Here is a 13,567-nt window from a genome sequence, read left to right on the forward strand (position 1 = left end):
CCGATCGGCGTTTTCGTCACGGGTCATGACACCTGTCAGGATTCGGGACATCATCCCGTCGTTTCATGAGGTTGCCGCGCGTACCCCTGACATGGCTGCTCGGTGCGGTCACCATCCTCGCCTCACTGATGTTCGTGGTCTCCGTGGTTTCGTTGACCCGCATCATCCGCATGTCCAGCGAGCAGCGCCTCGAACGCGGCCGTGACCTCGTGCAGCGCGAGCTCTCGCGCTGGGAAGCCGAGCATGACCTGGACGGAGGCGGCACCGCGCGCACCATGGTCGTCGGCCTCCGGGGCGGCCTCACCACCACCCAACCCCTCCGCGCGGGCCTCACCCCCGAGGTCGACCAGGCCCTGAACACCCTCGTCACCACCGCCGCCGGTGAAGGTACGGTGTTCAAGGAGGTCGAGGGCGCCGAGGGCAAGGACGGCACCATCATGCTCGGCGCGCGGCGCCGGCCCGACGGCCGCCTCATGTGGGCCGCCTACAGCGTCGGCCCCCCCAGGTTCGCCGACACCTGGCGCCAGACCGTCATCGTCCTCAGCCTCGCCACCGTGCTCCTCGGCGCCATCGCCCTGGTCACCGTGGTGGGCACGACCCGCGGCGCCCGCGCCCTCAAACGCTCCCTCGCCGCCCTGGAGCAAGACCTCTCTGCCGAGGTGGCGCGGCCTGCCATCGTCGAGCTCGCGGGCGTCGCCGACGGCGTATCGAGCCTCGCCCGCAGCCTCGCCGAGTCCCAGCACGAACGCGAGGCCCTCGCTGGCGAGCTGCGCCGCTCCGAGCGCCTCGCCGCCCTCGGCCGCGTCGTCGCCGGCCTCGCGCACGAGGTCCGGAACCCCCTTGCCGCCATGAAGCTCCGCGTCGACGTCGCCCGCGGCACCGATTCCGTCCCCCCCGAGGTCGTCACCGAGCTGGAGGCCGTGGACGAGGAGATTGCCCGCCTCGAACGGCTCGTCACCGACTTCCTCGTCGTCAGCGGCCGTCGCCTCGGCCGCCGCGTCGACAGCGACCTCGGCGAGATCGCCCGCCGCCGCGCCTCCCTCCTCGCCCCCTGGGCCAGAGAGCGCGGCATCTCGCTCGCCGTCGCGGGCAGCGCCCACGCCCACGTCGACCCCGACGCCTGCGCGCGCGCCGTCGACAACCTCCTCAAGAACGCCATCGAAGCCTCCCCTGCCGGCGCGGAGGTCAGCGTCCGCGTCACCCGCCGCGACGAGGGCGCCGCGCTCGACGTCGAGGACCGCGGCCCTGGCGTCCCCGAGGCCCGCGTCGTCGAGCTGTTCGAGCCCTTCTTCACCACCAAGCCCGACGGCACTGGCCTCGGCCTCGCCGTCTCCCGCGCCATCGCCGTCGCCAGCGGCGGCCACCTCTCCTACCAGCGCGAGGAGGGCGTCACCCGCTTCGCCCTCTCCTTGCCCTCGTCGTCCTCTGGCGCGTCGCCGCTCGGAGCCCGCGCGTGAGCACCATCCTCATCGTCGACGACGAGAAGGGCATCCGCGACGGCCTCGCCACCGCCGTCGCCCGCGTCGGCCACCGCGCCGTCACCGCCCCGAGCCTCGCCGAGGCCCGCGCCCGCCTCCTCGAAGCCGGCGCCGGCACCTTCGACTGCGCCCTCGTCGACATCCGCCTCAAGGACGGCAGCGGCCTCGACCTCCTCCGCGAGCTGCAAGCTGGCCGCCACCGCGACCTCCCCGTCATCATGGCCACCGCCTACGACGACAGCGAGCGCACCATCGAGGCGATGCGCGACGGCGCCTTCGACTACCTCACCAAGCCCTTCGACCTGCCCCGCCTCATGGCCACCGTCGAGCGCGCCGTCAAGCAACGCCGCGCCTCCGAGACCACCATCGAAGCCTCCGCCGAGAGCCCCCCGCTCGTCGGCCGCAGCGCCGCCATGCACGCCGTCTGGAAGCGCATCGGCCGCTCCGCCGGCTCCGACGCCCCCGTCCTCGTCAAGGGCGAGGGCGGCGCCGGCAAGAAGCTCGTCGCCCGCGCCATCCACGACTACTCCCGCCGCGCCAGCGCCCCCCTCACCAACGTCCGCGTCGACGCCTCCACCGACCTCCCCGAGCTGCGCGCCGCCCTCGCCGCCGCCCCCTCCGGCGGCACCCTCCTCATCGACGGCGCTGGCGACCTGCCCCCCGCCGTCCAGAGCCACCTCGGGAGCTGGGTCGCCGAGGAGCACCCCGTCCGCGTCATCGCCCTCGCCCGCCTCGCCCACGGCGCCGCCGAGGTCCCCCTCCTCCCTGAGCTTTACTACCAGCTCGCCGTCATCGAGATCTCCGTCCCTCCCCTGCGCGAGCGCCGCAGCGACATCCCCCTGCTCGTCTCGCGCGCCCTCTCCGGCACCCGCGCCCGCGCCATCTCCGAGGAGGCCATGGCCGCCCTCGTGCGACATGACTGGCCAGGCAACGTCCGCGAGCTGTTCCTGTGCATCCGCCGCGCCGCCGAGATGTGCCGCGGCGAGGTCATCGACGCCGACGACCTCCCCCCCGAGCTGGCCATGCCCGGCCTCGCCTCCGAGCCCGCCGACCCTTACCTCGGCCTCCCTCTCCGCGAGGCCCTCGCCCGACTCGAGCGCGATCTCCTCTCCGCCGCCCTCCGCCGCGCCGATGGCAACCGCACCGTCGCCGCGCGCCTCCTCGGCATCCCCCGCCCGCAGCTCTACACCAAGCTCGAAGAGCACGGCCTCTCCGAGCGGAAGCCAGGATCAGCGGGGGGCAAGGCGCCGGGGTGAGTGACGCAGCGCCCCGCACCAGAGAGCTAGCGCCAGCCGAAGCGCGGAAGGCAACGCCCTAGGGGTGACGACGACGGGTGTCGTTCGGGAGCGGGCGTGTCGTTGAAGTGCCTGCCAGGCTTCACGTTCGCGCCTGCTTACAGGGCTCCTGCAGACAGCGCATCGCAGCAGCGCGATCGAGGGCGCGTCGTGAGCGCGCGGCGATGTGGCCGCGTTGTGACGAGAGCCCACCCCCCTCGTGATACGCACCGCGGCCCCATCATTACATTCTCCGTACCTGACAACGGAGACGGGGAGCGGTTGAGACCTGTGACTTGACCACGCCTTCTTCGAGGAAGTGAGTCGAGAACATGCTGCCCACGGTTCCATCGTACGTGCGCGACCTGAAACACGCGCTCGGTCCCGAGATCTTCCAGCCGGCGCGCGCCCGCCTGGCCTGGCTCCCCGTGTACCTCGCGGTCATCGCCGCTGCGGCCGTGGTCATCGCGGCCCGCCTCGTCCCCTGGCCCGTGTCCATCCTCCTCTCGCTGCTGATCGGCTGCGCCTTCGCGGGGATGACCTTCCTCGGTCACGAGATCCTCCACGGCGCTGTCGTGCGTGGGCGTCGGCTTCGCTACCTGGCGGGCACCATCGCCTACCTCCCCTTCACCATGTCGCCGCGCGTCTGGATCGCCTGGCACAACCGCGTCCACCACGGCCACACCAACGAGCCCGGCGTGGACCCCGACGCCAACCCCACGCTCACCCAGCACGCCCGGAGCCGGCGCGTCCGGTTCGTCACCGACCACTTCACCCTCGGCCGGCGTAGCTGGACAGGGCCCATCGGCCTGCTGGTCGGCTTCTCCGTCCAGACCTCCAAGGTGCTCGTGGCCGCGCGCGCGTGGCGCTACCTGAGCCCGCGCGAGCACCGCCTCGCCATCGCCGAGACTGCCGGGGGCGTGGCCCTCTGGGCCCTCGTCGCTTTCCTCGTCGGCCCTGTGCCCTTCCTCCTGATCTTCTTCCTCCCGCTCCTCGTCGCCAACGTGATCGTGATGTCGTTCATCCTCACGAACCATGGCCTGAGCCCCATCCACAAATCGGGCGACCCCCTCCTCAACTCGCTCACGGTCACCACGCCGCCGTGGATCTCCTGGCTCACCCTCGGGTTCGGCTTTCACGCGGAGCACCACCTCTTCCCCTCGATGAGTTCCCGCCACGCCCCCCGCGTCCAGGCCCTGCTCCGCGCCCGCTGGCCGGAGCGCTACCAGGCGATGTCGCTCTGGCGCGCGCTCGTCGCCCTCCACCGGACCGCCCGCGTCTACAAAAACGACGTCACCCTGGTCGATCCCCGCTCCGGCCACGAATGGCCCACCCTGGCTCCGCGCCCTGCAGCCGTTCCCGCCTCTCCCCCCGACCGGAGTTGACTGACCGGGGGACAATGGTAGTGGCCAGGGAGCCATGAAGATCTTCGTGAGCCACGCCCCCGCCGATCTCGCCCTCGCGAAGGCCCTCGTCGAATGCCTCACCACGTGCCTGGACCTCGCCAGCGGCGACATCCAGAGCAGCTCCGTCCCCGAGTACAAGCCCCCGGCCGGGACAGACATCGCCCTGGCGCTCAAGGACGAGCTGCCCGCCACCGGCGCCGTCATCGGCCTCGTCTCCCCGAGCGCGCTCGCGTCGAGCTGGGTCCCCTTCGAGCTGGGCACCGCCTGGGGTGCTGGCAAACCCATCTTCCCCATCCTCACCCACGGCGTCGACCTCTCCGCGATCCCGGCGCCCCTCACGGGTGAGCACGCGATTCGCCCCTTCCATGCGCCCGACATCACCCAGCTCGTCGAGGCCCTGGAGAAGCTCGTCGGCGCCTCCTTGCGCCCTCGCCCCCAGGTCGACGCCGCCATCGACAGCTTCGTCAAAGGCCAGCCGAGCTACGACACCGCGCAGGCCTCCCTCGACCTCAGCCGCCTCGCCGCCAAGAAGGGCTCCGAGCCCTACTTCGACGGCTACTCTTTCTCCGAGCTCGTGCAGGCCCTGAGCGCCCTCGAGGTCCTCGTCCCCGCCGACATCGCCAGGACCGAGGAGCCCGTGAAGAGCAACGCCCTCCAGCTCTTCGTCGCCAACGCCGACCTCATGACCAACGGCCTGGTGAGCACCTGGGACGCCGACAAGGGCGGCGGCTTTCTCTACCACCAGGTCGCGCTCAAGCTCCTCCCCTACCGCGTCGTGCAGTACGACAAGCTCCCCCCGAACCGCACCTACAAGCAGATCAGCCTGAGCCCCGTCGGCGAGAAGTTCGTCACCTACTGGAACACGGTCGAGGCCCGCAAGAAGTCGGAAGCCGCCGACGCCGAGGCGGGCGCCGAGCCGAAGAAGACCCCTTCCTCCGCCCCCGAGGCGTGAAGGCCCGCCGCGCTACTCCCGGCCCGGCGCCTGCTCGACTGGCGGGGATGCGCCAGGAGCCTGGGGCGGCTCGTCGAAGACCCCTGACGGCTGCTGGGTGAGCGGCGGCGGCCCCTCGAAGGCCGGCGGCGCCGACGCTTCGGGCAGCACCATCACCTCGTGCTTCAGCCAGACCGGAGGCTCCTCCGAGGCCTGCCCGTGCGCCGACGCGGCGGGCACCCCCTGACGGCTCCGCACCCTGCTCCTCGGGCGAAGCGTCGCCGCGGCAGCGCGATCCCCATCCAGCGCCTCTCCCGCGCCGAGCGCTGGTGACCGAGACGTCGCCGCAAAGGACCCTTCCCCGTCGCGACCCTCCCGCCTCTCCCGCCCCTCGCGCCAGCGCGGCGCCGCGACCGGGGTCACCGCCGGCTCTGTCTCGTGCCTGGAAACCTGCGCGGCAGAAGGCAGAGGAACAGGCGTCGCCTTGTCGGGCCCCCGCCGCTCCAGCAGGCCCCCCCTCGAGCCGCCCATCACCCCTTGCGCCGCGCTCGACAGCGCCTCGCCATTCACCGCCACCCCTGCCGCCCCCAGCGCCAGCAACGCTCCCGCGAGCACTGCCAGCAGCATCGACGACGACCGCAGCCGCTTCACCGTATCGTGCGACCCCACCCCCGTGGCGCTGGTGAGCGTACGCGGCACCCCCCCCGACGCCGTCGCGGGCACCCCCATGCTCCCCGCCGGACCCAGCGTGCTGTGCGGAGACACGCTGTGCGGCGAGAGCGTGGGGAGCGGCACCGAGAACGGCGGCGAGAGCGGCGGCGAGAGCGGCGGCGAGTGCAGTGAGGAGAGCGGCGGGGCCCCTTGCGGCAGCACCCCCCCGTGCATCGACGCCCGCCCCGTCTCGTTGCTCCACGACTGCGAAGGCGGCCGGAACGTCGTGTTCAGGCTCCACGGCCCCCCCGCGATGGTGTGCAGCTCCTCGACCATCGCCCACACCGACTGGAACCGCTGATCCCGCTGCTGCGCCAGCGCCTTCTCGAAAAACGCATCGATCGCCGCCGGCAGCGCCGGCTCGAAGCTCGTCGCCCTCGGCACCTGCCCTGACAGCAAGCACCGCATCACCTGCCCGATCTGCTCCCCCGGAAAAGGAATCGTCCCCGTGAGCATCCGGAACAGAATGACCGCCATCGACCACAGATCGCTGCGGTGATCGATGTCCTTCTCCGCGAGGATCTGCTCCGGGCTCATGTAATGAGGCGACCCCAGGATGTCGCCCGCGCAGGTGACCTCCTCGTCGAACCGCCCCCCCATCCTGGTGAACTGCTGATCCCGCACCTTGACGATGCCGAAATCGAGCACCTTCACCACCTCCCCCTCTTCCCCCTCGATCCGCGCCAGGAAGATGTTCCCGGGCTTCAGGTCCCGGTGCACCAGCCCTGCCCCGTGCGCGCGCCGGATCGCCTTCCCGATCTGGGTGAGCAGGTGCACTGCTTCATGCAATGGCAGCCGCCGCTGCCGGTGCAACCTGGCCCCGAGGTCTTCCCCCTCCAGCAGCTCCATCACCAGGTACGGCACCCGCTCCTCGATCCCGTAATCGTGGACCGGCACGATGTGCGGGCTCTTCAGGTTGGCCGCGATGCACGCCTCCCGCTCGAACCGCCGCGCGAACGGCGCCGACGCAGCGAGCTTCGCGTCCATGAACTTCACCGCGACGGTGGAGGCGAGGTGAACATGGCGCGCCACCCACACCGTGCCCATACCCCCGCTCGACAGAGGTCGTTCGAGACGGTACTTGCCGCCGATGACGGCACCCGTTGCAATCTGCATGGTTCCCAGCCCCCGCCGACACCCTGAATGGCAGGCGAGCGAGGCGCCAGTACAAAGGGCGACGCCGAACCACCCCCTGGGGGAATCTGGTTGCAATCACAGCCCTGGGCGGACCCTGTCCCCGCAATCGTCAGACCGGCCACGCCAGCCGCCCCCCCGCCCGATCAGTCCTGCACGTCGCCCTCGCCAGGCACCTCGTCCCCCAGCCTGTCCAGCTCCACCCACAGCGCGTCGAGATCCAGCGCGAGCCCTTCGCATCCCGGCACGTCCTCGATCTTCCCCCGGAAGCACCGCTGGCCCACGTGTACCGCTGATCCGCCCCCAGCTCGTAGATCTCCAGCGTCTGCATCGCCGGGTCGAGCAGCCAGTACCAGCGCACCCCGAACGCCGCATACTCCCGCAGCTTCTCGATGCGATCCCGTCGCGCATCTCGCGGCGTCGGCGAGACCACCTCGATCGCCACATCCGGCGCGCGCCGCACCGCCCCACGACGCGGCGGAGGAGGCTGCCCCGGCAAGATCACCGACACATCCGGCTTCCGCCCGCTGCCCCTGCGCAGCAGGTACTTCAGCTCGGACCCAGCGACGAACCCCCCGCGAGGCCTGACCCACGCTGACAGCACGTGGATCAACCAGACCACGGCGCTCTCATGCGTCCAGAGCCAGCGCTTCCAGACTCAAAGCGGCAGGTACTGGAGCTTGTCGCCGACGCCCTGGAACGTACCTGCGTGGCCGTCCTGCGACACGATGATCGACAGCCGTTTCGGCTGCTTCGACACGAACGCTGCTGCTGCGCGGTGGCGCGTGCCTCGGCCTTCCAGGGACCAGGACACCCTTTTCTGCCTGGCGTTCAAGGTGAAGACATCACCGAGATCTTCTCCCGGCGCGGGAAGCATCGCTCCAAACGCGAGCACTTCCAGCTTGTGGCTCATGACCACGGCCCCATCGACGGCGGTCAACCGGATGACCTGCTCCCGCAACTGGTTGACGCGCTCGGTGGCCTTCCGCGCATCGTCCTCTGCGTCCACCTCCTCTTTCGTGAGACCGGTCTTCCCCGATGCGAAGCCCTGGTTGAAGAGGTAACCGTTCTCCTCGTGCGCTTCGGCCTCCTCGAAAATGGCGGCGCCCAGGTCCAGAGGTGGATCGATCCTCGTCGCTTCCTTGTCGAGCAGCGCTCCTTTCTTGCCGAAGAGGTGCTCCAGCTCCTCGTCGGGTCCGAGGATGGCGAGGAGGCCTCCGCGGCCCAGGCCGACCATCCCCCGGACGATGGACAGCACCTCTCCCGAGACGAATCCAGGCAGTTCCTTGGCCAGTTTGTCGAGCACGGCGCGCTCGACGCTCTCAAGCTGCTCGCGGTCCTTCGACGACGAGAGACGCAGTTCACCCCGTTCGTAGTGAACCATCTCGCGTTCTCCTTCACCCACTGCGAGAACACCTGGCCGCGGAGCGGTGACCCGTACGAGCCGATCTCGGCTGGGGAACTGGAACTTCGGAGGGTCTCCGATGCCGGCGATGTGCAGGTCCTTGCCGGCGGGAGTCACCACCAGAAAGGAACCGGGCCACGTGCAGGCCAGCGCCAGCTTGGCGACATGCCCCACGTTGAACACGGAGGGGTGCGCGAACTGAACGAAATTCGACGCGGACCCTACCGCGGTGAAAGGGGTCAGGTCCTCGGCATAGACGATGCCCACGGGGTTCAGGCGCCCTTCCTCCGTCGCCACGGAAGCGAAGAACATGACCTCCACGAGCCTCTGGAGCGTTTCGGGGGCCGGGAGCAGCGAAGCCGCGGGTGGCGTGTTCTGGGATGGCTGCTGTAGCTTCCGAGAGAGAGCCCCGGCTTGTTCGTGCTCGCGGACGAATGCTCTCACGACATCGGAGAAGCTCTTGAGCGCCATGGCTCTCTGGCTACCACGGAGATGCCGGAGGCGCCGATGACCTCTTCTCCTCCTGCGGCGCCTGCGAGGGATCGTTTCAGAAGTCACGGCTGCAGGCGTGCGGACCGGGAAGACATCGGTCCGCGGTATCAGGTTCGTTCGAGGGAAGGGAGGTTGGCGGATGACGGCGAGCGTGGCATCCTTTCAGGGTGCGGTGGAACGACGAGAAAAGCCGGCGCTTCCAAGCTCTGCGCGCGACTGAGGCGCGAGGTACGCTGACCGAGCCTGAGCGCGCCGAACTCTCTTCTCTGCTCGATGATCTCGATGCCGATGAAGCAGATGCGCTGCGCCCCTCGATGGAGCAAGCGGCCGCGCGGGTGGCAGAGCTGACCTCGGAGAAGGTGCGGCTGGACGCCCAAGCCGAAGCGCTGGCGCGCATCGTCGCCGAACAGGAGAGGCTCCTGACGGAGGCGACGGATTATCTGAGCTCGAAGTGAGCCACCGCCGCATTGAAGCGCTTGAACAGACGATTCTTGAGCTGCGCGGGGCGCTCGTAACCGCCGGCCGTAACTTCTGCGTCTTGCCTCAAGCGATTGGCAGGTAGATCTCCGTGCGCAGCTCCTCCGGCGGCGTCTCCCCCGGGGTGTTGCGGTAGATCTCGAAGCTCGGCCCATCGCTCACCCGGTGTCCGCTCTGGGGCAGCCAGCTCCCCATGAACTGCGCCCAGGTGTCCCCGAGCTTCGTGTACGGACCCACGTGCGTCGTGCAGGCGTACCGCCGCGCCGGGATGCGGATCTCCGTCACTCCCTCCGGCAAGATCACGTCGTCCGGCACCGAGATCGCCGCGTCGGAGCGCAGCGCGCTGGCCGCCGTCGCCTCGGGATCATCGTGGTAGAGCGCGATCATCTCCGTGTGCGGCGGGCGAATCAGCCCCGCGCGCCCGGCGATCTCCCCGAGGCGACCGAAGGCCTCCGAGATGTGGTGGTAGGGACCCACGTGCCGGATGGCGGCGAGGCGATACTCCGGCAAATCCTTGAGATCGACGTGCATGGCAGGTTCTCCTTTCGTGTTCGTGAAAGACAGAGACAGCTCGGGCCGTTGACCCGGGTGGAAGTGAAGACCGCAGCGCGCCGCCAGCTCGCGTTGCGGAGCCCGCGCACACGCCGCCCGCGCCTCGCTCGCCTTCAGCCGGAACGCGGAGGGCGACACGCCGTAATGGTCCCCGAACGCGCGCGTGAACGACTCGTGCGTCTCGTAGCCCGCGTCGAACGCGACCCGCGTCACGGGCGCGTCTCCGGTGGCGAGCTGGTGGGCCGCGCGCTCCATGCGCAGGCGCCGGTGCAGCTCCAGCGGCGTCTCCCCGAGCATTCCCCGGAAGATGCGGTGGAAGTGGAGCGGCGACAGCGCCGCGGTCCGCGCGAGCGCGGTGAGATCGAGCGCGTCGTCGAGCTGATCGAAGATGCGCTCGACCGCGCCCCGCACGGCCATCTCGTAGAAGGATCTCGTCTCGCGCTTCACGAACCGGAGGCTACCGCCCGGCCCGCGACCGCACTTGACGCTCCTTGCCAATTTCCCGGGCGCCGGTTTCCCGCGCGTCGTGCGCCCGCGCGTCGTGCGCCCGAGCGTCGTGCGCCCGAGCGTCGTGCGCCCGAGCGTCGTGCGCTCCAGAAACGCGAAACCCCTCCGTCATCGGGAGGGGTCCGGGGTGCCGCGCCCGCGAGGCCTTCCGGGGAAAGCATCACGGCACAGCGCGAGTTGCGCGGGCAGGATTTGAACCTACGACCTTCGGGTTATGAGCCCGACGAGCTACCAGGCTGCTCCACCGCGCGACGCCAATCTAGCGAGGGTCTCGGTTCTGTCAAGGACCCGACGCTGCGATCCTGAGGGTGCTGGCTCTTCCGCAGGCACGCGCCTTGAGAGGCTGACCCCGGGGCGGGTGGTAGAGTGCGGCCCATGGGTGTGACCCCTGCGCAGGTCTTTCTCTCGCATTCACCGAGCGATGAGCGACTCGCGTTCAACCTGCGGAAGCACCTCGCGCCTCTCGAAAGAAGCGGCGTGGTCGAGCTGTGGCACGACGGCATGATGCGCGCGGGAGAGGACTGGAGGGCGGTCCACCGCCACCACCTCGAGGCCGCGCAGATGATCCTCCTGCTGGTCAGCCCTGACTTCCTCGCCTCGGATCGCACCTGGGAGGACGTAAACCTCGCGCTCGCCCAGCGAGACTCGGGGAGAACGCAGGTCGTGCCGATCCTTCTCCGTGATTGTACCTGGATGGACACCCCGCTCTCGCGGCTCCAGGTCCTCCCGCGCGATGGTCGCCCCGTGTCCAGGGTGAGGGACGAGGATGCTGCCTGGAGCGAGATCGTCCAGGAGATCCAGACACTTCTCCGCTTCAGAGCGGAGCGGAACGAACCGCCCCGGGCCGTCTTCGAACCGCGCGCGGAGCGCCATCAACCCGTCCACTCCGCCGTCAACCCGTCGGCGGCCCGGGACGATTCCCTCCGGCCCGTCACGAGGCCGTCGGTCATCCTCCCCATCGGAGACATCTTCCGGACGGTAGGGCAGCCGGAGATCACCTATGTCGAACCGGCGCAGTTGCCTCGCCTCCGCGCGTACTTGCAGGTGATGGGGCAGGGCCTGGTGGTCGAGGGGCCGAGCGGCGTCGGAAAGACCACGCTCGTCAAGAAAGCGCTGCGCGAGGTCCAGGCGGCCGAGCAGGAATGGTTGCTCGGACAGCGGGAGAGTGATCGCGAGAAGCTCGACGCCCGGCTCTCGGCGGGCTTTTGCGGTCACCTCATCATCGACGACTTCCATCGCCTCGACAGGGCCAGGCAGGCGCGCGTCGCCGACGCCATGAAGATCATCGCGGACACGGACGCGCGTGACGCCAAGATCACGGTGATCGGCATCAACCCCGTCGGCGAATCGCTCGTCAGCGCATTGAGCGATCTCACGGGGCGGTTCGAGTCCATCGCCATGGGGATGCAGCCGCCCGAGAAGATCGACGCGCTGGTCCGGAAGGGCGAGGAGGCAGCGAACATCGCCTTCCTCCAGCGCGCAGAGTTCATCGTGGCGGCGGCGGGCAGCTTCTTCACCGCGCAGCAACTCTGCTACGAGGCCGCGCTCAAATCAGGCATCGAGAGGACGGCGCCGCAGCTCACCGACGTCGACGTGGGCTTCCGGGACGTCATCGACACGGTGATCAAGACCCTCGACAGCAGGTACTTCAGCGCGCTCCGGGCCTTCGCTTGCCACGACGAGAAGGTGCCCCCGCGCGGCGCGAGCCTGGCCCTCCTCTGGCTCCTCTCGCAGAGCAGCGAGGGCCACGTGGCCCTCGACGACGTCCACTACCGCTTCGCGGACCCGGACGTTCGCAGCGCGCTCGCGCTACTGAAGAGCAGCTACCTGTCGAGGTGCTTCGAGGCGGCGCCGGAGCTGAAGAGCCTGCTCTACTACAACAGCACGGCCGGCGTGATCAGCATTGAGGACCCTCGGCTCGCCTTCTACCTGCGTCACATGTCGTGGCCCGGGTTCATCAAGCGCACGGGTCACCAGAACGTGCGCCTCGGCGAGGAGACGCTGGTATTTTCGAAGCGCCAGCCCTCGGAGCGCCCTCAGGCCGCCCAGCGCGTCGTTCACGTCCTTCACCTGTCCGACCTGCACTTCAGCCAGGTGTCGCAGGCCCATGTGTGGTGCTCCCAGCTCACCGAGGACCTCAGAGAGCTGGAGTGCGAGCGCGTGGACGTGCTCGTGCTCTCCGGCGATCTCACGCAGCGCGCGGATGCGAAGGAATTCCAGGCCGCCCAGCTCTTTTTGAAGGCCCTGAGCACCGCGATGCACATCTCGCCTCAGCAGGTGGTGGTGGTGCCCGGAAACCACGACGTGAGCTGGCCCCTGTCGAAGGCGTCCTACACCCTGCATCGACGGGACGACCTCGATGTCCCCCTCGAAGAAGGCCGGTTCATCGCCCACGGCCAGGAGGTCGTCGAGCTTCGCGACGAGGCCGCGTACCCGAGGCGGCTGGAGACGTTTGCCGCCTTCTACGAGCAGATCAAAGGGAGCACCTATCCCCTGGAGTATGGGTCTCAGATCGACGTGCAAGACTTCCCGCGAGAGAACCTGCTCATCCTTGGGCTCAACTCGGCGTGGGAGACGGATCACCACTTCAGATCACGCGCGAGCATCCACCCGGAAGCGCTGGCCTCGGCGCTGGCCCGCGTTCGCCAGAACCCAGCGCATGCGTCGCGGTTCAAAATCGCCGTCTGGCACCACCCGATCGCGGGCCCGGACGAGGACCGGATCAAGGATCACGGGTTCATGCAGCAACTCGCCAAGGCCGGGTTCCGTCTCGTCCTGCACGGTCACATTCACAAGGCGGAGAGGGGCTTGTTTCGCCACGACATGACGGAAGAGGGCCGCCGGATCGACCTCGTGGCGGCTGGAACGTTCGGAGCGCCGAGCCGGGAATGGGTGCCGGGCTATCCGCTCCAGTACAACTTGCTGCGCGTCTCCGAGGACCGGGTGGTGGTGGAGACGCGGCGCCGAGAGGAACCGAACGGCGCCTGGCAGCCCGATGCCCGCTGGCTTCAAGGTGCCGGAAAAGACCCTCTGCCGCGTTACACGATTCCGGTGTGAAGCGCTCAGGCTGCCGGAATTGCTGCTGCCGCTGACACCGAGCCGCGTGACGCGTTCAGGCTGTCGGAATCGCTGCTGCAGATGACGCCGAGTCCCGTGCGGAGCTGCGCACAACCTGCCTCTCCCAACCGCTGAGTCTCCCC

General features: G+C 69.4%; 10 protein-coding genes and 1 tRNA gene. 6 read left to right on the forward strand and 5 right to left on the reverse strand.

Annotation, left to right across the window (positions count from 1 at the left end):
- The first annotated feature begins 65 nt into the window (after positions 1-65).
- From CAP_RS45500 to CAP_RS25045, 4 genes are all read left to right on the forward strand, one after another.
- Entirely contained in the window at positions 66-1,457 is a 1,392-nt protein-coding gene (locus CAP_RS45500) for a sensor histidine kinase (protein WP_052375884.1), read from the forward strand.
- On the forward strand, positions 1,454-2,734 hold the full coding sequence (locus CAP_RS25035) for a sigma-54-dependent transcriptional regulator (protein ID WP_044245388.1): 1,281 nt from the start codon (positions 1,454-1,456) through the stop codon (positions 2,732-2,734). Before CAP_RS45500 ends, CAP_RS25035 begins: the two co-directional genes overlap by 4 nt.
- Positions 2,735-3,084: 350 nt before the next feature.
- Positions 3,085-4,137, forward strand: a complete 1,053-nt coding sequence (locus CAP_RS25040) for a fatty acid desaturase family protein (RefSeq protein WP_044245391.1) — start codon at positions 3,085-3,087, stop codon at positions 4,135-4,137.
- A 34-nt stretch (positions 4,138-4,171) separates the two neighbouring features.
- On the forward strand, positions 4,172-5,110 hold the full coding sequence (locus tag CAP_RS25045; protein ID WP_044245394.1) for a toll/interleukin-1 receptor domain-containing protein: 939 nt from the start codon (positions 4,172-4,174) through the stop codon (positions 5,108-5,110).
- 12 nt (positions 5,111-5,122) lie between these two features.
- Here the strand turns inward: CAP_RS25045 and CAP_RS45505 are convergent, their stop codons facing one another.
- The 3 genes from CAP_RS45505 to CAP_RS25060 all read right to left on the reverse strand — a co-directional run bounded on the left by CAP_RS45505 (position 5,123) and on the right by CAP_RS25060 (position 8,810).
- Entirely contained in the window at positions 5,123-6,916 is a 1,794-nt protein-coding gene (locus CAP_RS45505; RefSeq protein ID WP_081865237.1) for a serine/threonine-protein kinase, read from the reverse strand.
- A 130-nt stretch (positions 6,917-7,046) separates the two neighbouring features.
- Complete coding sequence (locus CAP_RS48640) at positions 7,047-7,556, reverse strand: Uma2 family endonuclease (protein WP_231511679.1); 510 nt, start codon at positions 7,554-7,556, stop codon at positions 7,047-7,049.
- Positions 7,557-7,592: 36 nt separating this feature from the next.
- A complete protein-coding gene (locus tag CAP_RS25060; RefSeq protein WP_044245396.1) occupies positions 7,593-8,810 on the reverse strand; it encodes a putative sensor domain DACNV-containing protein in 1,218 nt (405 codons plus the stop codon).
- Between the two features lie 188 nt (positions 8,811-8,998).
- Between CAP_RS25060 and CAP_RS25065 the strand changes: the two genes are divergently transcribed.
- A complete protein-coding gene (locus CAP_RS25065; RefSeq protein WP_044245398.1) occupies positions 8,999-9,286 on the forward strand; it encodes a hypothetical protein in 288 nt (95 codons plus the stop codon).
- Between the two features lie 88 nt (positions 9,287-9,374).
- Here CAP_RS25065 and CAP_RS25070 read toward each other — a convergent pair whose 3' ends face one another.
- Positions 9,375-10,307 carry an AraC family transcriptional regulator gene (locus CAP_RS25070; protein WP_052375888.1) on the reverse strand — a complete coding sequence of 311 codons (933 nt, stop codon included), beginning with the start codon at positions 10,305-10,307 and terminating at the stop codon, positions 9,375-9,377.
- A gap of 237 nt (positions 10,308-10,544) precedes the next feature.
- Positions 10,545-10,618, reverse strand: a tRNA-Met gene (locus CAP_RS25075).
- A gap of 124 nt (positions 10,619-10,742) precedes the next feature.
- On the opposite strand from CAP_RS25075, the gene CAP_RS25080 reads away from it, so the two are divergent.
- A complete protein-coding gene (locus CAP_RS25080) occupies positions 10,743-13,424 on the forward strand; it encodes a metallophosphoesterase (protein ID WP_044245401.1) in 2,682 nt (893 codons plus the stop codon).
- Positions 13,425-13,567 lie beyond the last annotated feature (143 nt).

The organism is Chondromyces apiculatus DSM 436 (genome assembly GCF_000601485.1).
In the GTDB taxonomy this organism is placed as follows: Bacteria; Myxococcota_A; Polyangia; order Polyangiales; family Polyangiaceae; genus Chondromyces; species Chondromyces apiculatus.